This is a genomic window from Microbacterium hominis, assembly GCF_013282805.1.
In the GTDB taxonomy this organism is placed as follows: domain Bacteria; phylum Actinomycetota; class Actinomycetes; order Actinomycetales; family Microbacteriaceae; genus Microbacterium; species Microbacterium hominis_B.
The window spans coordinates 3,563,608-3,587,360 of the sequence record NZ_CP054038.1 but is presented as its reverse complement, the minus strand read 5'-3'; the positions used below and the strand labels follow the sequence as shown (position 1 = coordinate 3,587,360).

Sequence of the window (23,753 nt, the reverse complement as noted above, 5' to 3'; positions counted from 1 at the left end):
GATCAGGTGATCTGCTGAACACAGGGCGATGCAGGCTGCATCCGTCCTGCGTACGCCGGATCACCTGATCTCGGCAAGGCGAGCGGCGACCTGGCGAGCGGCGACCTGCCGAGCGGCGATCCGCCGTCAGGCGAACTGGGCGAGGCGCCGCGTCAGCACCTCGTGCGCCTCGGCGACGGTACGGCGCACGACCTCGCCCGCGGTCGGGATGTCGCGGATGATGCCCTGCACCTGGCCGACGGTCCAGATGCCGGCCTCGATGTCGCCGTCTTCGAACACCTTGCGCCCCCGGGCGCCGGCGACCAGGGGCTGCACGTCGGGGAACTGCCCGCCGTCGGCGAGGATCTGCACCACCTCGTCGCTGACCGCGTTCTTCGCGACGCGCGCGGTGTTGCGCAGCGACCGGAAGATGAGGTTCGTGTCGAGCTCGGAGGCCGCCACGATGCGCTCCTTGACCGCCTGCGCGATCGGCGATTCGACGGTGCACATGAACCGCGAGCCCATGTTCACGCCGTCGGCGCCGAGCGCCAGCGCGGCAGCGAGGCCGCGACCGTCGGCGAATCCGCCCGACGCGATGAAGGGGATCTCCAGCGCATCCGCCGCGGCCGGGATGAGCACGAGGCCGGGCACGTCGTCCTCGCCGGGGTGCCCCGCGCACTCGAACCCGTCGATCGACACCGCCGTCACGCCCACGCTCTGCGCCTTCAGCGCATGGCGCACGGAGGTGCACTTGTGGATCACCTTGATTCCGGCATCCCGGAACATCTCCATGTGCGGCTCGGGGCTCGATCCGGCGGTCTCGACGATCGTGATGCCCGCGTCGACGATCGCGCGACGGTACTCGTCGTAGGGCGGCGGGCTGATCGACGGGAGGATCGTGAGGTTCACGCCGATCGGCTTGTCGGTCATCGTGCGCGCCCGCTCGACCTCCTTCACCAGGTCGGCCGGCGTCGGCTGGGTGAGCGCCGTGATGATGCCGAGGCCGCCGGCCTCGGACACCGCTGCTGCGAGCTCCGCCCGCCCGACCCACATCATGCCGCCCTGCACCACCGGGTGCTCGATGCCGAGCGCCTCGGTGAAGCGGGTGCGCAGCCGCGCCGGGGCGAGCGTCTCACTCATAGGTCTCACCGGCCTCGGCCTTGGCGAGCAGCGATGCCGGCGGAGCGAAGCGCTCACCGTACGTGTCGGCGAGCTCCCGCGCACGGGCGATGAAGCCGGGAAGCCCGCCCTCGTACTGGTTGACGTACTGCAGCACCCCGCCGGTCCAGGCGGGGAAGCCGATGCCGTAGATCGAGCCGATGTTGGCGTCGGGTACCGAAGTCAGCACGTCGTTGTCGAGGCAGTCGATCGTGTCCAGTGCCTCGGCGAACAGCATCCGCTCCTGCAGGTCTTTCAGCGGCAGCACCGTGCGCCCGGAGCCGTACTTCTCGCGAAGGCCGGGCCAGATGCCGACGCGTCTGCCCGACTCGTCGTAGTCGTAGAAGCCGCCGCCGGCCTTGCGGCCGGGACGTTCGGCGTCGACGACCATCCAGTCCATGACGGCTTCGGACGGATGCTCGATCCACGTGCCTCCTTCGGCCTCCTCGGCTTCGCGGGTCTCGAGGCGGATCTTGCGGGACAGCGAGATGGTGAGCTCGTCGAGCAGCTGCAGCGCTCCGGCGGGGTAGCCCGCCTGGAGGGCCGCCTGCTCGACCGACGCGGGCTCCACGCCCTCGCCGACCGCGGCGACCGCCTCGGCGATGAACTTCCCGATCACACGGGACGTGAAGAACCCGCGCCGGTCGTTCACGACGATCGGGGTCTTTCGGATCTGCAGCACGAAGTCGAACACGCGCGCGAGCGTCTCGTCGCTCGTGTTCTCGCCGCGCACGATCTCCACGAGCGGCATCTTGTCGACGGGGGAGAAGAAGTGGATGCCGATGAAGTCCTTGCGGCGCTCGACCCCCTCCGAGAGCACGGTGATGGGAAGCGTGGATGTGTTGGAGCCGAGCACCGCGTCGGCGTCGACGACGTGCTGGATCTCCTGGAACACCGCCTGCTTCACCGGGACCGACTCGAAGACGGCCTCGATGACGAAGTCGACGCCCGAGAAGTCCGCGGCCTCGCCGGTCGGGTGGATGCGGGCGAGCAGCGCCGCGGACTTCTCGGCCGTGGTCTTCCCGCGCGCGAGTGCCTTGTCCTCGAGGGCGCGGGCGTAGGCCTTGCCCTTCTCGGCGGCCTCGGCCGAGACGTCATTGAGCACGACCTCGATGCCGACCCGGGCGGCGACGTAGGCGATCGCGGCGCCCATCATGCCCGCACCGATCACGCCGAGCTTGCGCACCTCGCGCTTCTCGATCGGCTGCCCGTTCTCGTCGATCGCGGGGCGGCTGCCGCCGGCGTTGATGTGCTGCAGGTCGAAGAAGAACGCCTTGATCATGTTCTTCGCGACCTGGCCGTGGGTGAGCGAGACGAGGTAGCGGGTCTCGATGAGCGAGGCGGTGTCGACGTCGACGTATGCTCCCTCGACCGCGGCGGCGAGAGCCGCGCGCGGGGCCGGCAGCGGCGCGCCCTTGAGCTGCTTGCGCAGGGTCGCCGGCAGCGCCGGCAGCATCGACGCGACGCCGGGGGATGTGGGAGCGCCGCCCGGGATGCGGAAGCCCTTCTCGTCCCACGGCACCACCGGTGCCGGGTTCGCGGCGATCCACGCCCGCGCGGCGGGCACGAGCTCGTCGACCGTGGAGACGACCTCGTCGATGATCCCCACGGCGAGGGCGTCGCGCGGGGAGAACTTGGTGGCGGGGAGGATGACGTCGGCGAGCGCCCGCTGCAGGCCCAGCATGCGCACGAGGCGCGTGATGCCGCCGCCGCCGGGCAGCAGGCCGAGGGAGACCTCGGGCACGCCGAACTGCGCGCCGCGCACATCGGCGGCGATGCGGTGGTGGGTGGCGAGGGCCACCTCGAGCCCACCGCCGAGCGCGGTGCCGTTGAGCGTCGCGACGACCGGGCGGCCGAGCTTCTCGAGCCGGCGCATGATCGCCTTGACGCGGTCGACGTGTGCGGTCTCCTCGGCGGCCTTGGCGGGGTCGGCGGCGCGCAGGAGGTTCAGGTCGCCGCCGGCGAACCAGCTCTTCTTCGCGGAGGCGAGGACGACCCCGGCGATGTCGTCGCGCTCGGCCTCCAGCCGGCTGACGGTCGCATCCAGCGCGGCCACGAAGTGGGCGTTCATGGTGTTGACGCTCGCGGACGGGTCGTCCATCGTGACGGTGACGATCCCGTCGCCGTCACGGTCGTACGCGTACCCGGTGTAGGTCTGTGCGATGTCGATGGTGCTCATGGGTTGCTCCTTCTGGTGTCGCGGATCAGACGCGCTCGATGACGGTGGCGATGCCCATGCCCGCGCCGACGCAGAGCGTGGCGAGGCCGCGGCGGAGATCCTGGCGCTCGAGCTCGTCGAGCAGGGTGCCCAGGATCATGGCGCCGGTGGCGCCGAGGGGGTGGCCCATCGCGATGGCGCCTCCGTTGACGTTGACCTTGTCGTCCGGGATGCCGAGGTCCTTCTGCCACTTCATGACGACGGCCGCGAAGGCCTCGTTGAGCTCGAACAGGTCGATGTCCTCGACCGTCAGCCCGGCCCGCTCGAGCGCCTTCTGCGTCGCCGGGGTCGGGCCGGTGAGCATGATCGTCGGCTCCGACCCGGTGACCGCGGTCGACACGATGCGGGCGCGCGGGGTGAGGCCGAGTCGCTCCCCGGCCTCCTTCGTGCCGACGATGAGCAGCGCCGCGCCGTCGACGATGCCCGACGAGTTGCCGGGGCCGTGCACGTGGTCGATCTTCTCCACCCAGTGGTACTTCTGCAGCGCGACCGCGTCGAAGCCCGCCTGCTCGCCGATGCCGGCGAAGCTCGCCGGCAGCGTGCCGAGCGAGGCGACCGTGGACTCCGGCCGGCGGTGCTCGTCCTCGGCCAGGAGGGTCACGCCGTTCATGTCGGTGACGGGCACGACCGATCCCGCGAACCGCCCCTCCCGCCACGCGGTGTCGGCCCGCGCCTGCGAGCGGGCGGCGAAGGCATCCACATCCTGGCGGGTGAAGCCCTCGAGCGTCGCGATGAGGTCGGCGCCGATGCCCTGCGGCACGAAGTAGTTGTCGTAGCCGGTGGTGGGATCCTGCGCGTAGGCGCCGCCGTCCGAGCCGATCGGCACGCGCGACATCGACTCCACGCCGCCCGCCAGCACGAGGTCCTCGAACCCCGACGCCACCTTCTGCGCGGCGAGGTTCACGGCCTCCAGTCCCGACGCGCAGAAGCGGTTCACCTGCACGCCGGCCACGGTCTCAGGCAGCCCAGCCACCAGCGCGGCGGTGCGGGCGATGTCGCCGCCCTGCTCGCCGATGGGCGAGACGACGCCGAGCACGATGTCGTCGATGTCGTCGGTCGCCAGCGAGGGATTGCGCTCGCGCAGGGCGTCGATGAGCCCCACCACGAGGTCGACGGGCTTGACGCTGTGCAGCGACCCACCCTTGTTGCGGCCGCGCGGCGTGCGCACGGCGTCGTAGATGTATGCCTCGGGCATGGGTTGTGTCCTCCGTCGATTCGGGCTGTCAGAGTCCGAGGCTGCGACCGACGATCTCCTTCATGATCTCGGTCGTGCCTCCGTAGATGGTGGTGATGCGGGCATCCATGTAGTCCTGCGCGATGCGGTACTCCTGCATGTAGCCGTAGCCGCCGTACAGCTGCAGGCAGCGGTTCACCACGTCGGTGTACTGCTCGGTCGTGTACCACTTGGCGGCGGCGGCCTGCTCGGCGGTGAGCGTGCCCGCGCTGTGCAGGCGGATGAACTCGTCGATGTAGGTGCGGCTCACCTGCAGCTGCGTCGCGATCTCCGACAGCACGAAGCGGGTGTTCTGGAACGACCCGATGGGCTGGCCGAAGGCGGTGCGCTCCTTGACGTACTCGAGTGCGCGCTCGAGCACCCCCTCCGACGAGGCCACGGCGGCGGCGGCGATCGACAGGCGCTCCTGGGGGAGGTTGCGCATGAGACCGAGGAAGCCGTCGCCCTCGGCGCCGAGCAGATTGGATGCCGGCACCCGCACGTCTGCGAACGACAGCTCACTGGTGTCCTGCGCGTGCAGCCCGATCTTCTCGAGGTTGCGCCCGCGCGTGAAGCCCTCGCGGTCGCCCTCGATGACGATAAGGCTGAGGCCGCGGTGACGGTCGGGGGAGGTGCGCACGGCGACGACGACGAGGTCGGCGTTCTGCCCGTTGGAGATGAAGGTCTTCGAGCCGTTGACCACGTACTCGTCGCCTTCGCGCACGGCGGTGGTGCGGATGCCGGCGAGGTCGCTGCCGGTGCCGGGCTCGGTCATCGCGACCGCGGTCACGAGCTCACCCGCGGCGATGCCGGGGAGCCACCGCGCCTTCTGCTCGTCGTTCGTGAGGTCGGTGAAGTACGGGAACACGATGTCGTTCTGCAGGGCGATGCCGGCCATTCCGTCGGACACCGGGTTGCGGGCGAGCTCCTCGCCCATGATCGCGTTGAACCGGAAGTCCTCCGCGCCGCCGCCGCCGTACTCCTCGGGCAGGGCGAATCCGAGGATGCCGGCCTCGGCCGCCTTGGTGAACAGCCACTTGTCTACCCTCCCCTCGGCGGCCCAGCGCTCGGCGTTCGGTGCGGCGTACTGGTCGACGAACGCGCGCACCACCTCGCGGAACTGCTCGTGGTCTTCGTCGTAAAGCCTGCGTGGCGTCTTCACCCTCGCTCCGATCCTCGTCGATCTGTGTGAACACATTTTTTATAGCACATTAAATTCTATGAGCGCGAGGGCTTGTCGAACCTGCGTGAATCCGTCAGGATCGGCCGCAGGTGTTTAATCACCGATAAACAGTTTGCGATCGAAGGAGTTCGCCGATGACTCAGGCCGACACGCTCGCGGCCACCGGGGTCGAGGCCCTCGCCGCCCGGACGCGGGAGTTCGTGCGCGAAGTGGTGCTGCCGGCGGAGGAGCGCATCGGCGGCGACGTGCACGATCTGGATCCCGCTGTGCGCGCCGAGCTCATCGCCGCCGCGCGGGATGCGGGCGTCTACGCTCCGCAGCTGCCGACGGAGTGGGGCGGTCAGGGCCTGGACACGCGGGCACAGGCGGTGGTCTTCGAGGAGGCCGGCTATGCGCTGCTGGGGCCGCTGGCCACCGGCTGCGCGGCGCCCGACGAGGGCAACGGGCTGCTCCTCGAGCGCGTGGCCACGCCCGCCCAGCAGGAGCGCTGGCTCGCCCCGCTCGGGCGCGGTGAGCTGCGCACCTGCTTCGCGATGACCGAGCCCGCACCGGGTGCCGGCTCCGACCCGCGCGCCCTCGCGACCCGCGCCTCCCGCGTGGAGGGGGGCTGGCGCATCGACGGGCGCAAGTGGATGATCACCGGCGCCCGCGGCGCCTCGGTCGCGATCGTGATGGCGCGCACGGCCGGAGAGCCGGGCGACGCCGGCGGCGCGACGATGTTCCTCGTCGCCGCCGACAACCCCGGCATGCGCATCGTGCGCGATCTCGAGACGATGGATGCCGGCTTCTACGGCGGGCACGCCGAGATCGATTTCGACGACTGCCGCGTCGGCGACGACGACGTGCTCGGCGAAGTCGACCGCGGCTTCGCGTACGCGCAGGTGCGCCTGGCCCCCGCCCGCCTCACCCATTGCATGCGCTGGCTCGGCCTCGCGCGTCGCTGCCACGACCTCGCGCTGGCCCACGCGACGAGCCGGCGCGCCTTCGGCGCCGACATCGCCGATCTCGGCCTCGCGCACCAGCTGCTCGCCGACAACGAGATCGACATCGCCGCCTCCCGCGCGGTGATCGCGCAGGCAGCGGCATCCATCGATCTCGACGCCGACGCGGCGAACGCGTCGTCGATCGCCAAGGTCTTCGTGTCGGAGGCGGTCGGCCGCATCGCCGACCGCAGCGTGCAGCTGGCCGGGGCCCGGGGCCTCACGGCCGAGACGCTGCTGTCGCGCTACTGGCGCGAGATGCGGGCCTTCCGGGTCTACGACGGGCCGAGCGAGACGCACCGGTGGGCGATCGCCCGCCGCGCCGTCTCCCGCTTCCGGCGGGAGGGCCGCGCGTGACCGCGACGCAGCTGGCCGGCATCGACCCGGCGCGCCTCGGCGAGTGGGCGGCGCAGGTGGCGCCCGGCGCCCGGATCGAGCGGATCGACCTCATCACCGGGGGCAAGTCGAACCTCACCTACCGCCTGCGCGGCCGCGCCGGCGACGAGGCGCCGCTGGACTGGGTGCTCCGGCGACCGCCGCTGGGCACGCTCACCCCCAGCGCGCACGACATGGGGCGGGAGTACCGCGTCGTCCACGCCCTGCAGGGTTCGCCCGTGCCGGTGGCGCCGTCGATCGCCCTCGGCGACGACACCGACGTGCTGGGCGTGGTGTTCGCCGTCTACGGGTTCGTGGCCGGGCGGAGCATCCAATCCGCCGACGAGGCGCGCGCGATGCCCGTGGCCGAGCGGGCCGAGGCGTCGCTGGCGCTGGCGACCGGGCTCGCCGCGCTGCATCAGGTGGATGCCGCGGCGGTGGGCCTCGGGGCCTTCGGGCGCCCCGACGGGTTCACCGCGCGCCAGGTGACGCGATGGGCCGGCCAGTGGGAGCGGGTCCGGACGAGGGAGCTCCCGGTCGTCGCGAAGCTCGCCGATGAGCTGGCGGCGCGGGTGCCGCCGGCGCAGCGGGCGTCGATCCTGCACGGAGACCTGCGGCTCGACAACGCCATCCTCGCGCCGCAGTCCCCGCGGATCCTCGCGTTCGTGGATTGGGAGATGGCGGCGCTCGGCGACCCGCTCACCGACCTCGCGACCCTTCTCGTCTACGCCGACCGCGTCATCGAGCCCGTGCTGGGCGTGCCCCACCTCGATCGCGCGGGGGGCTTCCCGTCGCAGCGCGAACTGGCCGCGGCGTACGCGCGGGCGAGCGGGCTCTCGCTCGACGATCTCGACTTCTACCTGGCGCTCGCCTACCTCAAGCTCGCGGTGATCGCCGAAGGCATCCACCACCGCTTCCTCGCCGGCGACACCGTCGGCGAGGGCTTCGCGACCGCGGGCGCGGCGGTCGAGCCGCTGCTGCGCCGCGCCGTCGACCACGTGAGGGGACTCTGACATGACCGACACCGCAGCACCGCGCGCCGCCGTGATCACCGGCGGCACGCGCGGCATCGGCCTCGCGATCGCGCGGCGGCTCGCCGCCGACGGGTGGGCGCTCACCCTCACGGGCAGGGATGCCGCGGGTCTTGCCGCCGCGACGGCAGCGCTCGATACGCCCCACCCGGTGGTGCAGGTCGTCGCCGATCTCGCCGAAGACGACGCGCCGACGGCGATCCTCGACGCCCACGCCGCCGCGGGCCGGGCGCTGGACGCCCTCGTGCTCAACGCCGGCATGGGGCACGGCAGCCGCATCGCCGACACCCCGCTGCGGCGCCTTGACCGCCACTATGCGATCAACCTCCGGTCGTCGTTCGCGCTGGTGTCGGCGGCGATCCCCGCGCTGCGCGCGGCGGCGTCGGCAGATCACGCGGCGCGCGTGATCGCGCTGTCGTCGATGGCCGCCGTCATCGCGGAGGAGGGGCTCGCGGCGTACGGGGCGACCAAGGCCGCTGTCGTGTCGCTGTGCGACACCCTCAACGCGGAGGAGTCGGAGGGCGGGGTGCTGGCCACCTCGATCTGCCCCGGCTACGTCGACACCGACATGAGCGCGTGGAAGCACGGCGAGCTCGCCGCGGGCGAGATGATCCGCCCCGACGATGTGGCCGAACTCGTCGGCGCGGTGCTGCGCATGTCGCGCCACGCCGTCGTGCCGCGGCTCGTGGTGAGCCGGCCGGGCGACGGCCTGCACGGCGCGTGAACGCTCGGTATACCGTTGGCGGTGATCACCCGGTATGGGTGGCCTTAATGCGCCGCTTATGTATACACTAGCGAGGTCGTGACAGCGAGGAGGTCGGCCGATGCGAGCCAGTGACCGCGCGTACGCGACCCTCCTCGACGAGATCCAGGCGGGCCTGCTGCCCCCAGGCGCCGTCATCGCCGAAGCCGAGCAGGCCGCCCGCCTCGGCGTGAGCCGCACGCCGCTGCGCGAGGCCATCGGGCGCCTCGCCGCCGACGGCCTCGTGGTGCAGCAGTCGCCGCGGGTCACGGTCGTGAGCGACGTGGATGCCGGCGACATCCGCGAGCTGTTCGAGGTGCGCCGCGCGCTCGAGGAGTCCGCCGCGCGACTGGCGGCGGAGCGCGCGGAGCCCGCCGTGTTCGCCGCGCTCGCGGCCGAGTTCGCGACGGCGAGCGTGGCCGCCGACGCCCTCGACGCGTATTACGCGCTCATCGCCCGCTTCGACACCGCGCTCGACGCCGCCGTGCGCAACGACTACCTGACCTCGGCGCTTCGGACCGTGCGCACCCACCTCGTGCGGGTTCGCCGGCTCGCGCGGGACAACCCGGAGCGGCTGGCGGCCTCGGTCGCCGAGCACCGGCTCATCGCCGCGGCGATCGCCGCCCGCGACGCGGATCTCGCCGCCCATGCCACCCACGTGCACCTGCACAACGCCCTCACCAGCATCCTCACGTCGCTCGATGCGACGGTTCGAAATCAAGGAGCAGCATGACCGTCACCCACTACCTCCGCGTCCACCGCAGCGAGGAGAACCTCGCCCGCGAGGGCCAGCTCGCCTGGCACATCGCCGAGGTCGCCGCCGACCCCGTCGACGTCGAGCCGGAGGTCGTCGACATGATCATCAACCGCGTCATCGACAACGCGTCGGTGGCCGCCGCCTCCCTCACCCGTGCGCCCGTGAGCGCCGCCCGCCAGCAGGCGCTCGACCACGCCGTGTCGGTGTCGGGCGCGGGCGCGACCGTGTTCGGCACGCCGCTCGAGCGCCGTACCTCCCCGGAGTGGGCCGCCTGGGCCAACGGCGTCGCCGTGCGCGAGCTCGACTACCACGACACCTTCCTCGCGGCCGACTACTCGCACCCGGGCGACAACATCCCCCCGATCCTCGCGGTCGCCCAGCACGTCGGCAGCGACGGCGCGGCGCTCGTTCGGGGACTGGCCACCGGCTACGAGATCCAGATCGACCTCGTGCGCGCGATCTGCCTGCACAAGCACAAGATCGACCACGTCGCCCACCTCGGCCCCTCCGCGGCCGCGGGCATCGGCACCCTCCTCGGCCTCGACGTCGAGACCATCTACCAGGCCGTCGGACAGGCCCTCCACACCACGACCGCGACCCGCCAGTCGCGCAAGGGCGAGATCTCCACGTGGAAGGCGCACGCGCCGGCCTTCGCCGGCAAGCTCGCCGTCGAGGCTGTCGACCGCGCGATGCGCGGCGAGACCAGCCCGTCGCCCATCTACGAGGGCGAGGACGGGGTCATCGCCTGGATGCTCGACGGCCCCGACGCCTCGTACGACGTGCCGCTGCCCGGTGCGGGGGAGCCCAAGCGCGGCATCCTCGATTCGTACACCAAGGAGCACTCGGCCGAGTACCAGGCGCAGGCATGGATCGACCTCGCCCGCAAGCTCCACAACGAGGGCGGGTTCGACACCGCCGACGTGGAGTCGATCGTGCTGCACACCTCGCACCACACCCACTACGTGATCGGCTCGGGCGCGAACGACCCGCAGAAGTACGACCCGACGGCGTCGCGCGAGACGCTCGACCACTCGATCCCCTACATCTTCGCGGTGGCGCTGCAGGACGGCGGCTGGCACCACGTCGACTCGTACACCCCCGAGCGCGCGGGCCGCGCCGACACGGTCGCGCTGTGGCACAAGATCACCACGGCCGAGGACGCCGAGTGGACGCGCCGCTATCACTCCGACGACCCGAACGAGAAGGCCTTCGGCGGCCGCGTGGTCATCACCCTCGCCGACGGCACCGTGATCGAGGACGAGATCGCCGTCGCCGACGCGCACCCCCTGGGCGCACGGCCCTTCGCCCGCGCCGACTACATCCGCAAGTTCCGGCTGCTGGCCGAACCGGTGCTCGACGCCGCCGAGATCGAGCGCTTCCTCGACCTCGCCCAGCGCCTGCCCGAGCTCACCCCGGCCGAGGTGCGCGAGCTGTCGATCGTCGCCGCGCCCGGCGTGCTGGCCGGCGCGCCCGCGCCGAAGGGCCTGTTCTGATGCTGTACTCCACCGTGCCCGCCGCCGAGAAGAGGCGGCTGTTCCGGGAGCGGCTCGCGTCGGGGGAGCTGCTGCGCTTCCCCGGCGCCTTCAACCCGCTGTCGGCACGGCTCATCGAGCGCAAGGGCTTCGAGGGCGTGTACATCTCCGGCGCGGTGCTGTCGGCAGACCTGGGTCTGCCCGACATCGGGCTGACCACGCTCACCGAGGTGGCCGCGCGCGGGCAGCAGATCGCCCGCATGACCGACCTCCCGGCGATCATCGACGCCGACACCGGCTTCGGTGAGCCGATGAACGTGGCCCGCACGATCCAGACGCTCGAAGACGCGGGGCTCGCCGGCACCCACATCGAGGACCAGATCAACCCGAAGCGCTGCGGGCACCTCGACGGCAAGTCCGTCGTCGACGAGGGCACCGCGCTCAAGCGCATCCGTGCCGCCGTCGATGCCCGCCGCGACCCGAACTTCCTCATCATGGCGCGCACCGACATCGCCGCCGTCGAGGGCGTGGGTGCCGCGATCGACCGCGCGAAGGCGCTGGTGGATGCCGGTGCCGATGCCATCTTCCCCGAGGCGATGCGTTCGCTCGCCGAGTTCGACGCGGTGCGCGCGGCCGTCGACGTGCCGATCCTGGCCAACATGACGGAGTTCGGCAAGTCGGAGCTGTTCTCGGTCGACCAGCTGCGCGACGTCGGCGTCAACATCGTGATCTGGCCGGTGTCGCTGCTGCGCATCGCCATGGGGGCGGCGGATCGGGCGCTCGACACGCTCATCGACGAGGGCCACCTCACGTCGAAGCTCGGCGAGATGCAGCATCGCGCAGACCTGTACGACCTGATCGACTACGAGCAGTACAACCACTTCGACACCTCTGTGTTCAACTTCCAGATCGCCCGATGACCGGCAAAGGAGCCACAGCATGACCGACACCGACATCAAGAAGGGACTCGCCGGCGTCGTCGCCGACGTGACCGCCGTCTCGAAGGTCAACCCCGAGACCAACTCGCTGCTGTACCGGGGGTACCCCGTGCAGCAGCTCGCCGCGACGCAGTCGTTCGAGGCGGTCGCCTATCTCCTCTGGCACGGCGACCTGCCCACCGAGGAGCAGCTGGCCGCGCAGACCGCCGACGGCAAGCCGTGGCGCCCGCTCGCGCCCGAGGTGAAGGCCGCGATCGACGCGATCCCGCTCGATGCCCACCCGATGGACGAGGTGCGCACGGCGGTCAGCGTCATCGGCGCCCTCGACCTCGCCGGCGAATCGAACGTGCTCGCCGCAGTGGGCACGCCCGAGGAGAACCAGGCCCGCAGCCTCCACCTGTTCGCGGCGCTCCCCGCGATCGTGGCCTACGGGCAGCGGCGCCGCCGCGGCCTCGAGGAGATCCCGTTCCGCGACGATCTCGGCTACGCGGCCAACTTCCTGTGGATGACCTTCGGCGAAGAGCCCGACCCGGTCGTCGTCGACGCGTTCAACCGCTCGATGATCCTCTACGCGGAGCACTCGTTCAACGCCTCGACCTTCACGGCGCGGGTCATCACCTCGACGCTCAGCGACCTCTACTCCGCGGTCGTGGGGGCCATCGGCGCCCTCAAGGGACCGCTGCACGGCGGGGCGAACGAGGCGGTCATGCACATCTTCGACGAGATCGGCTCGGCGGAGAACGTCGTGCCGTGGCTGGATGCCGCCCTCGGCGAGAAGCGCAAGATCATGGGCTTCGGCCACCGCGTCTACAAGCGCGGCGACTCGCGGGTACCGACGATGAAGGCCGCGCTCGACACCCTCGTGGAGCACTACGACCGCCCCGACGTCGCCGCCCTCTACGACGCGCTCGAGACCGAGTTCGTCACACGCAAGGGCATCTACCCGAACCTCGACTACCCGTCGGGGCCGGCCTACAACCTCATCGGCTTCGACACGCTGACCTTCACGCCGCTGTTCGTGGCCGCGCGGGTCGTCGGCTGGACCGCGCACATCATGGAGCAGATGGCCGCCAACGCGCTCATCCGCCCGCTGTCTGCCTACAACGGACCCGACGAGCGTCACGTCGAGGGGTACGTGGCCGACGAGGCCGCCCTCGAGGCCACGATGCGCCCGGAGGAGTCGGTGGCGTGAGCGTCTGGTTCGGTGACGTCTCCGATGTCGACTTCGCATCGATGCGAGGCGGGACTCTCATCGAGAACCTGGGCATCGAGGTAACCGAGGTCCGTGACGACGCGCTCGTCGGACGCATGCCCGTCGACGCCCGCACCGTGCAGCCTGCCGGCGTGCTGCACGGTGGGGCGTCGGTGGCGCTCGCCGAGACGCTCGCGTCGTGGGCGGGCCACCTCGCGGTCGACCGCGAGAGGTTCCACGCGGTCGGTCAGGAGATCAACGCCAACCACATCCGCCCGGTGTCGTCGGGGTGGGTGACCGCCACGGCCACCCCGGCCGCGATCGGTCGCCGCTCCCACGTGTGGGAGATCCGCATCGCCGACGATGCCGGGCGCCTCGTATGCATCTCCCGCTGCACGCTCGCCATCATCGAGCAGCGCTCGACCTACGCGCCGCCGGAGGATCGCTCCGTCGGGTAGCGCCCGGTCAGCGGCCGCCCGGCAGATCCAGCCGGTGGAAGAGCGAGTCGCCGTGCACGGCGTCGGGCTCGACGCGGTCGGTCTCGACGAAGCCGAGCTTGGCGACGACCCGACGCGAGGCGGTGTTCCAGTCCCGCACCGTCGCCCACAGGCGGCGGTGGCCCGATGCCGACGCCCACGCCACGACCGCGTGAGCGGCCTCGGTCGCATAGCCGCGGCCCCACGCGGCACGGAGGAGCTCGTAGGCGATCTCCGGCTCGTCGTCGGGCCCGTCCGGGTTCGCGATCAGACCGCAGTAGCCGATGGCAGCGCCGTCGTCCCGGCGGACGGCCACCAGCAGCCCCATACCGGGGCGCCGCTCGGCGGTGCGGATACGATCCTCGAACTCCGCCACCGTGGGGTGGCCGTCGGGCGACAGGCGGCGGTGGGCGGGCGCGCGCGGGTCGCGCTCTTCCCAGAGCCGGCGCTGGAGCGCGGCGTCGCCGATGATCCAGCGGCGCAGCAGGAGCCGATCGGTCTCGAGCACGACGGCGCCCGGCGCGGTGGTGTCGCGGAGGCCCGGCATGCCGCCCATTATCCCCGCGACGGGGTGGATGCCGCGGCCCGCGGCATCCACCGCCGACGTACGCTCGAGGGAGGAGGCTGACATGAGAGATGCCGTCATCGTCGACGTCGTCCGCACCCCGTCGGGTCGCGGCAAGCCCGGGGGCGCGCTGAGCGCGGTGCACCCCGTCGATCTCGCGGCGGAAGTGCTGCGGGCGGTGCTCGAGCGCAACGGGCTCGAATCCACGCAGGTCGACGACGTGATCATGGGCTGCGTCAGCCAGGCCGCAGATCAGGCGATGAACATCGGGCGCCTGGCGGTGCTGGCGGCGGGCTTCGATGAGCGTGTACCCGCGGTCACGATCGACCGCCAGTGCGGATCGAGCCAGCAGGCGGCGCACTTCGCGGCGCAGGGCGTGATGGCCGGTGCGTACGACATCGTCATCGCCGCGGGCGTGGAATCGATGAGCAGGGTGCCGCTCGGATCGTCGCGTGCGGGCGGGTCCACGGCTCCGGGCATCCGGCACCGCTACCCGGACGGCCTCGTGAACCAGGGCGTCTCCGCCGAGCTCATCGCCGCGAAGTGGGGGTTCGCGCGCGCGGAGCTCGACGCGCTCGCGGCCGAGTCGCACCGCCGGGCGGCCTCGGCGTGGCGCAGGGGCGCTTCGACTCGCAGGTCGTGCCGGTGTTCGCCGGCGGCGCCGATGCCGTCGCGTTCGACGAGACCGTGCGCGAGGGGACCACGGCCGAGGGCCTCGCGGGTCTCACGCCCGCGTTCCGCACCGATGAGCTCGCCACCCGGTTCCCGGAGATCGACTGGAAGATCACCCCCGGCAACTCGTCGCCGCTGACCGATGCCGCCTCTGCGGCGCTCATCATGGGCGCCGACACTGCAGCCGCGCTGGGTCTCACTCCCCGCGCGCGCTTCCACGCGTTCTCGGTCGTCGGCGACGACCCGCTGCTGATGCTCACGGGGCCGATCCCCGCGACGCGGCGTGTGCTGGAGCGCTCGGGACTCGCCCTCGACGACCTCGATGCGTACGAGGTGAATGAGGCCTTCGCGTCCGTCCCGCTCGCGTGGCAGCGCGAGCTCGACGCCGACCCGGACAAGCTCAATCCGTGGGGCGGCGCGATCGCGCTCGGGCACGCCGTCGGCGCCTCGGGCACGCGGCTGCTCGGCACCCTCGTCGCCCACCTCGAGGCCACCGGCGGACGCTACGGCCTGCAGACGATGTGCGAGGGCGGCGGACTCGCGAACGCCACGATCATCGAGCGGGTGTAGCCGACCAGCACGCATTTCAGGCGACGGATCCGAATTTCGGATTCAGCCCCTGATCTGGAGAATTAGCTAGCTTCAATGTCGGAGGCCCTCGGCAGAATAGAGCCATGGAAAGCCTCGCCGACGCCCTTCACGAGGTGGAGCGCGCGCTCGGCGAGGTGGTCGGCCGCGCGTTCCGTTCGGGAGAGCTGCGCGGGCTCGATGACGTGGCGCTGATGCAGGTGATGGCCGGCGCGGCGGGTATCGCGCGTTTGGCTGAGGCGGCGCTGGTCGCTGCGGTGGGCGAGGTGCAGGAGCGGGTGGATGCCGCACCCCACGCGGATCGGCCGACCACGCGGTTCGGGTGCCGGTCGATGAGGGAGCTGGTGCAGCGCACCACTCGGGCATCCGGACGCACGGTCGGTGAGCTCATCAGGGTGGCCCGTGCGGTCCAGCAGCCGGTGTCGGTGGCGACGGGGGAGGTGCTCTCGGCTGCCTATCCGGCGTTGCGTGAGGCGGCCGCGGACGGCGTGGTGGGTGTGGACGCCCTGGCGGCCATCGTCGGCGCCCTCGACTCCGCTGTCTGCGAGCGGGGCGCGCGGGCCGCGGCCGACGTCGAACTCGCGGCCGCCGCCCGTGGCGATGCCGTCGGCGATGCGCCCAGTCCGAACGCCGACGAGCTGCGCCTCCAGGCGCAGGTGTGGGCGATGTATCTCGATCAAGACGGCGCCGAGCCGCGCGAGGCCCGCGCGTTGCGCAAGCGGGGGTTCACGATCGGGGTCTGTCGCGACGGGATCGTGCCGGTGCGCGGCGGGGTGCTGCCCGAGGTCGCCGGTCAGCTGCAGCGGCTGTTCGACAGCATCCTCAACCCCAAGGGCGACGGGCCGGCCGCTCCGGCCGGACCGCACTTCATCGACTCCGCAGCAGTGGTCGACTCTGCAGTAGGGGTCGCGGGCGACGACGTGCCGGTGGAGACGCGATCGCGTGCGCAGCTGCAGCACGACGCGCTGGCGACGATCCTCGGTGCCGCCGCACGGTCGGGCGAACTGCCGACCATCGGTGGGGCGGCGCCCACGCTCGTGGTCTCGGTCGACGCCGAAGGGCTCGAGTCAGGCCGCGGTCACACCCACCTCGACGGGTGCGACGAGCCGCTGCCGCTCACGGTCGCCCGGCAGGTGGCGTGCACCGGCGCCGTGCAGCGGGTGACCGCCGATCGGGCAGGTCGCATCCTCTCGATCGACATCAGCGACCGCGTCTTCGCCGCCCACCAGCGCAAGGCGATCAGTCTGCGCGACGGCGGCTGCGTCATTCCCGGATGTCACGTCCCGGCGGCGTGGTGCGAGATCCACCACGTGATCGAGCATGCCGCGGGCGGGGCGACCCACACCGACAACGGGGTGCTCCTGTGCTGGTACCACCACCGCACGATCGACTCGAGCGGATGGCAGGTGCGCATGCGCGGCGGGGTGCCCGAGGTGTGCGGCCCCGGCTGGTGGGACGCCTCGTCGAGGTGGCGGGCGGTGACGAAATCGCCCGCGCGGCTGAGTCGCGCACTGCGGGCGCGAAGCCCCGGCGGGTGACCGACGCGTGACCGACGCGTCGCAATGTCGGAGGTGTGGTGTGTCCTGATCTACTGGCCGTCGGCCGGTGGCGCATGCCTGGGGGTGTGCGCTTGAACGACCAGAAGGTTCTTCCGTCATGTCCGACAACAACAGCAGCGGCGCGCCCGAGCGCCGCAGCACCCACCTCGAGCCCGAAGCACCCGCCGAGGTGGTTCCTCCGCTCACGCCGCCCGCCGGGTGGTACCCCGACCCGCACGCGCCTTCCGCGCAGCGGTACTGGGATGGTGCCCAGTGGACCGAGCACGTCGCGCCCGCCGTCACCCCCGGGGTCGGTGCGGCCGTCGGGGATGAAGCCGCTCCGATGGATGCCGGGCCGGTCATCGCCGCGGGAGCCGTTCCCGCTCGGCGCAGCGTCCGGAAGGTCCGCTGGTGGCAGCGGATCGGGCGCCGCCGACCCCGGTGACCGACCGAGATCAGGTGATCTGGTGCACACAGGCGAGACGGGGCCGAGTCGTCCTGTCTCCGGCGGATCACCTGATTCCGGCAAACCGATCGAGCCGGGATGACTCCGTAAGCGATTGCGCAGATCTGTCGATGATGGATGCCGCGGCCCGCGGCATCCCCTCGATTAAGGCGTTCTCATGATGTAAGCGCTTGCAATCCGCCCGCCATCCCCGCTAGCGTCGGGCAGACACGCACCAACCGGCACGGCGACGTGCCTCGAGCCCCGCACCAGGAGCACCGTGTCGAAGACGACCGCCGTCCGTGTCCGCCGAACCGCAGCGAGCCTCGCCGCCGCTGCCCTGATCCTCACCGGGGGATTGGCCGCCGCCGCTCCCGCCGTCGCCGCCGATCGCACCTTCGCGCTCGTCGGCAGCCTGCAGAGCGAACTGGGCTGCCCCGGCGACTGGCAGCCCGACTGCGCGGCGACCGAACTGGTCGCGACCGAGACGGCGAACGTCTTCGCCGCCGAGTTCGACCTGCCCGCGGGCACGTACGAGTACAAGGTCGCGGTGAACGACGCGTGGGACGAGTCCTACGGGCTCAACGGCGGGGGCGACAACATCCCGCTGACGATCGACGGCCCCACGACCCTGCGGTTCGTGTTCGACGACACGACCCACCGGGTCGGTCTCGAGGCCGTGAGCCTGCGTGCGGGCTACACCGAGGCGGATGCCGACCTCGTCGCCGCTCCCGTGCGCCAGCCGGGTAGCCAGGAGCAGTTCTACTTCGTCATGACCGACCGCTTCGCCAACGGAGACGCGTCGAACGACACGGCCGGCATCGCCGGCGACCGGCTCGACCACGGGTTCGACCCGACCGACAAGGGCTTCTTCAACGGCGGCGACCTCGCGGGCCTCCACGAGAAGCTCGACTACATCGAGGGTCTCGGCACGACCGCGATCTGGCTCACCCCGAGCTTCGCGAACAAGCCCGTGCAGGGCGAGGGCGCGAACGCCAGCGCCGGCTATCACGGCTACTGGGTCACGGACTTCACGCGCATCGACCCGCACCTGGGCACGAACGCGGAGCTCGAGGCGCTCATCGCCGACGCGCACGAGCGCGGCATCAAGGTGTACTTCGACATCATCACGAACCACACCGCCGACGTGATCTCGTACCAGGAGGGCCAGTACTCCTACATCGACCAGGCGACCGAGCCGTACCGCGCCGCCGACGGCACCGTCTTCGACCCGGCGACGTACGCCGGCTCCGGCGACTTTCCGGCGCTCGACGCCGCCACGAGCTTCCCGTACACCCCGGTTGTCGCGGCCGAGGATGCCGACGCCAAGACACCCGCGTGGCTCAACGACCCGACGCTGTACCACAATCGCGGCAACTCGACCTGGTCGGGGGAGTCGGTCACGTACGGAGACTTCGACGGCCTCGACGACCTCATGACCGAGCACCCGACCGTCGTCAACGGCTTCGTCGGCGTGTACCAGGACTGGATCGACCTCGGCATCGACGGCTTCCGCATCGACACCGCCAAGCACGTGAACTTCGAGTTCTGGGAGCAGTGGTCGACCGAGGTGCTCGACTACGCGCACGCCGCCGGCAAGCCCGACTTCTTCATGTTCGGCGAGGTGTACGACGCCGACCCGGTGAAGCTCGCCCCGTACATCCGCGACACCGACATGAACTCGGTGCTCGACTTCACGTTCCAGTCGGCGGCGGTGAGCTTCGCCGCCGGCAACAGCGCGAAGGGGCTGCAGAGCCTGTACGCGGGCGACGACCGCTACACGACGCCGGACTCTTCGGCCACGGCTCTGCCGACCTTCCTCGGCAACCACGACATGGGCCGCGTCGGGTACTTCCTGCAGAACCAGACCCAGCCGCTCGAGCGCGATCTGCTCGCGCACGATCTCCTGTTCCTCGGCCGCGGCCAGCCGGTCGTCTACTACGGCGACGAGCAGGGCTTCGCGGGCGCAGCTCCCGGAAACGACAAGAGCGCGCGGCAGACGCTGTTCGCCAGCCAGGTCGAGGAGTACCAGAACCAGAATCTCCTCACCGGTGAGAACGCGGGCTCGGTCGACCGCTACGCCACCGACGCCCCGGTGTACGCGCACATCGCCGATCTCGCCGCGCTGCGCGCCGCGCACCCGGCCCTGGTGACCGGCGCCCAGATCGAGCGCTTCGCCGCCAACGGTCCCGGCGTCTACGCCTTCTCGCGCGTCGACCGCGACGAGAAGGTCGAGTACGTGATCGCGCTCAACAACGCGACGACAGCGCAGACGGTCGGCCTCGCCACGCTCACCCGCAGCGCCGGGTTCGCCCCGATCTATGGCGACGGCGCCGCCTTCTCGACGGACGCGTCCGCCGCGGCATCCGTCTCGGTCCCGGCCCTGTCGGCCGTGGTGTGGCGGGCCGATGCGCCCGTCACGGCGCCCGAGGCGCCGCTCGCCCTCACGGTGAACGCGCCCGCGCCCGGCGGAGCGCTCACCGGACAGGTCGCCGTCTCGGCCGATGTCGACGATGCGACCTGGGCGGAGACGAGCTTCGCGTGGCGCGTGGTCGGCTCCGACCAGTGGCACGCGCTCGGCACCGCCGAAGACACCGAGCCGCGCGTGTTCCACGACATCCGCGGGCTCGCGAACGGCACGCTCGTCGAATACCGCGCGGTGACGATGGATGCCGCGGGCGGGCGTGCGGCGGCATCCACGTACGCCTCCGTCGGCAACGCGGTGGCCCTCGCCGTCGAGGAGCAGCCCGTGTCGGACATCGACATGGTGACGATCCCCGGAAACCTGAACGACGAGATGGGCTGCGCCGGCGAATGGAGCCCCGGCTGCGAGGCGGCGAAGCTCACGCTGCGCGCCGACGGCATCTGGGCGGGCACGTTCGACCTGCCCGCGGGCACCTACGAGTACAAGGCCGCCATCAACGGCACGTGGGACCTCAACTACGGCGCGAACGGCGAGCAGAACGGGCCGAACATCGTCATCACCCACGTCGGCGGTCCGATCACCTTCTACTTCGACCCGCGCTCGAACGTCGTGCAGTCGACGGCTGAAGGCCCCACGGTGACGCTGCCCGGCTCCTTCCAGGAGGAGATCGGCTGCGCCGGCGACTGGATGCCGGACTGCCTCGCGAGCCTCATGGCCGACGGCGACAAGGACGGCGTGTACACGTTCTCCACCTCCGCGATCCCCGCGGGCGCGTACGAGGTGAAGGTCGCCCACGGCCTCAGCTGGGGCGTGAACTACGGGCAGGACGGCGCGCCGGGCGGCGCGAACCTGTCGTTCAGCGTCGCCGACGGCGAGCTCGTCGTCTTCCGCTACACGCTCGAGACGCACGTGCTCGAGATCGTCGTCGAGAACCCGCCGCTGGCCGGCATCGGCGAGGAGCGCGCGCACTGGATCGACGAGACCACGCTCGTGTGGCCGGCGGGGCTCGGCACCGTCGACGGTGCGGGGTACGAGCTGTACGCGTCGACGGACGCGTCGCTCGCCCTGACCGACGGCGCGGTGACCGGGGCCGAGCCCATCGCCCTCACCGCCGGCGCCGGCGGGCTCACCGAAGCGCAGGCCGCGCGCTTCCCCGCGCTCGCCGACGACCTCGCGCTGACCCTCGACGGGCAGACGCGCGCCGAGGTCGCGGAGCTGCTGCGCGGCCAGCTCTGGGTCGCGCAGCGCGCCGCCGACGGCACTCTCACCGGCCTCACCGGTCTGCAGATCCCGGGCGTGCTCGACGATCTCTACGCGGATGCCGTCGAAGACGCCACGCTCGGGGTGAGCTTCCAGGGCAAGAAGCCGACGTTCCGGCTGTGGGCGCCAACGGCCCAGCAGGCGACCCTGCTCACGTGGGCTGCCGGCGACGAGGGCGAGCCCCGGCGTCATGAGGCGACCTGGGACGCGGCATCCGGGATCTGGACGGTCAAGGGCAAGGCCGCCCTCGCCGGCACCGAGTACGCGTGGGAGGTGGTCGTGTACTCGACCGACACCGGCGCGATCGAGACGAACATCGTGACCGACCCGTACTCGGTGGCGCTCACGCTGAACTCCGAGCGCAGCGTCGCAGTGGACCTCGCCGACAAGCAGTGGCGGCCGAAGGCGTGGGAGAAGACGAAGGCCCCGACGATCGACCAGCCCGTCGACCGCGCGATCTACGAACTCCACGTGCGCGACTTCTCGATCACTGACGCGTCGGTGCCTGAGGACGAGCGCGGCACCTATCGCGCGTTCACGCGCGACAGCGCCGGCACCACGCAGCTGCGCGAGCTCGCCGAGGCGGGCATCAACACCGTGCACCTGCTGCCGACGTTCGACATCGCCACCATCGAGGAGGACCGCGCGAAGCAGGCGCAGCCCGACTGCGACCTCGCCGCGTTCGCGCCGGATTCCGCCGAGCAGCAGGCCTGCATCGAGCGGGTCGTCGACGCCGACGGCTTCAACTGGGGCTACGACCCGTATCACTACACGGTGCCGGAGGGTTCGTACGCCGTCGATCCCGACGGCGGCGCCCGCGTGGAGGAGTTCCGCGCGATGGTGGGCGCCCTCCACGGGATGGGGCTCCAGGTCGTGCTCGACCAGGTGTTCAACCACACCGCGCAGTCGGGTCAGGGCGAGAAGTCGGTGCTCGACCGCGTCGTGCCCGGCTACTACCACCGGCTCAACGCGGCCGGCGCGGTCGAGACCTCGACCTGCTGCCAGAACGTCGCCACCGAGCACGAGGTCGCCCAGAAGCTGATGGTCGACTCGGTGGTCACGTGGGCGCGGGACTACAAGGTCGACGGCTTCCGCTTCGACCTCATGGGACACCACTCGAAGGCGAACATGCTCGCGATCCGCGCGGCCCTCGACGCGCTCACGCTGAAGAAAGACGGTGTCGACGGGTCGGCGATCTACCTCTACGGCGAGGGCTGGAACTTCGGCGAGGTCGCGGACAACGCCCTGTTCGAGCAGGCGACGCAGGGGCAGCTGGGCGGCACCGGCATCGGCACGTTCAGCGACCGGCTGCGCGACGCGGTGCACGGCGGGAGCCCCGTCGACGGCTCGTCGACGTTCTTCCAGGGCTTCGGCACCGGGCTGTCCACCGACCCGAACGGCCGCGCGGGCGTGCCCGGCGACGCGGCGGGCGACCTCGCGCGCAAGACCGACCTCGTGAAGCTGGGGCTCGCCGGCAACCTGCGCGACTTCGCGATGACCGCCTCCGATGGATCGACGAAGGCGGGGGCGCAGTTCGACTACAACGGCTCGCCTGCCGGGTACGCCGACGAGCCCGACGAGGTCATCACCTACGTCGACGCGCACGACAACGAGACGCTCTACGACCTCGCGGTGATGAAGCTGCCGGCCGACATGTCGATGGCCGACCGCGTGCGCATGAACACGCTCATGCTCGCGACGACGACCTACGCCCAGACGCCGTCGTTCTGGCACGCCGGCACGGAGCTCCTGCGCTCGAAGTCGCTGGATCGCAACAGCTACAACTCGGGCGACTGGTTCAACCGCATCGACTGGACGGGGCAGGAGTCGACCTTCGGCTCGGGCCTCCCGCGCGCCGCCGACAACGAGGGCAAGTGGTCGATCATGGCGCCGCTGCTGGCCGACCCGGCGCTGAAGCCCGCGGCATCCGACATCGCTTCCGCAGAGGCGGCCGCGCTCGACCTGCTGCGCACCCGCGAAGAGGTGGGACTGCTGCGTCTCGGCTCGGCGGCGCTCATCGAGCAGAAGGTATCGTTCCCCGGCAGCGGGGTGGATGCCGCACCCGGCGTGATCACGATGCTCATCGACGACACCGTCGGCGCCGACGCCGACCGTGCGCTCGACGGCGCCCTGGTCGTGTTCAACGCCTCGCCGGAGCCGGTGGTGCAGTCGCTCACCGAGCTCGAGGGGCGCGGGTTCGCTCTCGCGGAGGCGCTCGCCGACGGCAGCGACGCCATCGTCAAGGGCGTGACGTGGGATGCCGCCTCCGGCACCCTGACGATCCCCGCCCGCACCGCCGCCGTGCTGGTGGAGGCGGCCCGGTAGTTCCCCGGCTCCGCCCGCCCGCGGCAGCTGTCCGCGGGCGGGTGGCAGCGGCGGGGTTGACGTGGACAGAGCGATTCACGAAAGTGGGGCCGTGAGTCGCGCCGAGCCCGCGCCCGAAGATGCCGGCACCGGCGCGAAGGCGCCGCGCCGCGGCATCCACCCGCGCGTGAACGGCCAGCCCCGGCACTCCGCCTGATCCGGCGAGAGGTCGCCGAATCCCA

General features: G+C 71.4%; 16 protein-coding genes and 1 pseudogene. 12 read left to right on the top strand and 5 right to left on the bottom strand.

Annotated features, from left to right (window positions below; all coding sequences use genetic code 11):
• Nucleotides 1–126: 126 nt before the first annotated feature.
• The 4 genes from HQM25_RS16040 to HQM25_RS16025 are packed head-to-tail and all read right to left on the bottom strand — an operon-like array spanning nt 127 to nt 5,730.
• On the bottom strand, nt 127–1,119 hold the full coding sequence (locus HQM25_RS16040; RefSeq protein WP_172991139.1) for an NAD(P)H-dependent flavin oxidoreductase: 993 nt from the start codon (nt 1,117–1,119) through the stop codon (nt 127–129).
• Nucleotides 1,112–3,316 (bottom strand): 3-hydroxyacyl-CoA dehydrogenase NAD-binding domain-containing protein, encoded by a 2,205-nt coding sequence (locus HQM25_RS16035; protein ID WP_172991138.1) that lies wholly within the window; start codon nt 3,314–3,316, stop codon nt 1,112–1,114. Before HQM25_RS16035 ends, HQM25_RS16040 begins: the two co-directional genes overlap by 8 nt.
• 25 nt (nt 3,317–3,341) lie before the next feature.
• Nucleotides 3,342–4,550 (bottom strand): acetyl-CoA C-acetyltransferase, encoded by a 1,209-nt coding sequence (locus tag HQM25_RS16030; protein WP_172991137.1) that lies wholly within the window; start codon nt 4,548–4,550, stop codon nt 3,342–3,344.
• Between the two features lie 28 nt (nt 4,551–4,578).
• On the bottom strand, nt 4,579–5,730 hold the full coding sequence (locus HQM25_RS16025; RefSeq protein ID WP_254359413.1) for an acyl-CoA dehydrogenase family protein: 1,152 nt from the start codon (nt 5,728–5,730) through the stop codon (nt 4,579–4,581).
• 155 nt (nt 5,731–5,885) lie between these two features.
• Here HQM25_RS16025 and HQM25_RS16020 point away from each other — a divergent pair, with 155 nt between their 5' ends.
• From HQM25_RS16020 to HQM25_RS15985, 8 genes are all read left to right on the top strand, one after another.
• Complete coding sequence (locus tag HQM25_RS16020) at nt 5,886–7,088, top strand: acyl-CoA dehydrogenase family protein (RefSeq protein ID WP_172991135.1); 1,203 nt, start codon at nt 5,886–5,888, stop codon at nt 7,086–7,088.
• The gene (locus tag HQM25_RS16015; protein WP_172991134.1) at nt 7,085–8,119 is read left to right on the top strand and encodes a phosphotransferase family protein; all 1,035 of its coding nucleotides are present in this window, start codon (nt 7,085–7,087) and stop codon (nt 8,117–8,119) included. The genes HQM25_RS16020 and HQM25_RS16015 overlap by 4 nt, the downstream gene beginning before the upstream one ends.
• A 1-nt stretch (nt 8,120) precedes the next feature.
• Entirely contained in the window at nt 8,121–8,861 is a 741-nt protein-coding gene (locus HQM25_RS16010) for an SDR family oxidoreductase (RefSeq protein ID WP_172991133.1), read from the top strand.
• Between the two features lie 100 nt (nt 8,862–8,961).
• Complete coding sequence (locus tag HQM25_RS16005; RefSeq protein WP_172991132.1) at nt 8,962–9,612, top strand: GntR family transcriptional regulator; 651 nt, start codon at nt 8,962–8,964, stop codon at nt 9,610–9,612.
• Nucleotides 9,609–11,129 carry an MmgE/PrpD family protein gene (locus HQM25_RS16000; RefSeq protein ID WP_172991131.1) on the top strand — a complete coding sequence of 507 codons (1,521 nt, stop codon included), beginning with the start codon at nt 9,609–9,611 and terminating at the stop codon, nt 11,127–11,129. The genes HQM25_RS16005 and HQM25_RS16000 overlap by 4 nt, the downstream gene beginning before the upstream one ends.
• Nucleotides 11,129–12,028 carry a methylisocitrate lyase gene (gene prpB / locus HQM25_RS15995; protein ID WP_172991130.1) on the top strand — a complete coding sequence of 300 codons (900 nt, stop codon included), beginning with the start codon at nt 11,129–11,131 and terminating at the stop codon, nt 12,026–12,028. Before HQM25_RS16000 ends, prpB begins: the two co-directional genes overlap by 1 nt.
• A 19-nt stretch (nt 12,029–12,047) precedes the next feature.
• Nucleotides 12,048–13,238: a bifunctional 2-methylcitrate synthase/citrate synthase gene (locus tag HQM25_RS15990; protein WP_172991129.1), complete on the top strand. Its 1,191-nt coding sequence runs from the start codon at nt 12,048–12,050 to the stop codon at nt 13,236–13,238.
• Nucleotides 13,235–13,696, top strand: coding sequence for a hotdog fold thioesterase (locus HQM25_RS15985; RefSeq protein WP_172991128.1), 462 nt, complete (start codon nt 13,235–13,237; stop codon nt 13,694–13,696). Before HQM25_RS15990 ends, HQM25_RS15985 begins: the two co-directional genes overlap by 4 nt.
• Before the next feature lie 7 nt (nt 13,697–13,703).
• On the opposite strand, the gene HQM25_RS15980 is transcribed toward HQM25_RS15985, so the two are convergent.
• Complete coding sequence (locus tag HQM25_RS15980) at nt 13,704–14,345, bottom strand: GNAT family N-acetyltransferase (protein ID WP_254359411.1); 642 nt, start codon at nt 14,343–14,345, stop codon at nt 13,704–13,706.
• Here HQM25_RS15980 and HQM25_RS15975 point away from each other — a divergent pair.
• The 4 genes and pseudogenes from HQM25_RS15975 to pulA all read left to right on the top strand — a co-directional run bounded on the left by HQM25_RS15975 (nt 14,344) and on the right by pulA (nt 23,532).
• Nucleotides 14,344–15,521, top strand: a pseudogene (locus tag HQM25_RS15975) (thiolase family protein). The gene HQM25_RS15980 and the pseudogene HQM25_RS15975 overlap by 2 nt on opposite strands.
• A gap of 104 nt (nt 15,522–15,625) precedes the next feature.
• Nucleotides 15,626–17,077 carry an HNH endonuclease signature motif containing protein gene (locus HQM25_RS15970; protein WP_172991127.1) on the top strand — a complete coding sequence of 484 codons (1,452 nt, stop codon included), beginning with the start codon at nt 15,626–15,628 and terminating at the stop codon, nt 17,075–17,077.
• A 118-nt stretch (nt 17,078–17,195) separates the two neighbouring features.
• Nucleotides 17,196–17,522, top strand: a complete 327-nt coding sequence (locus tag HQM25_RS15965; protein WP_172991126.1) for a DUF2510 domain-containing protein — start codon at nt 17,196–17,198, stop codon at nt 17,520–17,522.
• A gap of 280 nt (nt 17,523–17,802) precedes the next feature.
• On the top strand, nt 17,803–23,532 hold the full coding sequence (gene pulA, locus HQM25_RS15960) for a pullulanase-type alpha-1,6-glucosidase (protein WP_172991125.1): 5,730 nt from the start codon (nt 17,803–17,805) through the stop codon (nt 23,530–23,532).
• Nucleotides 23,533–23,753 lie beyond the last annotated feature (221 nt).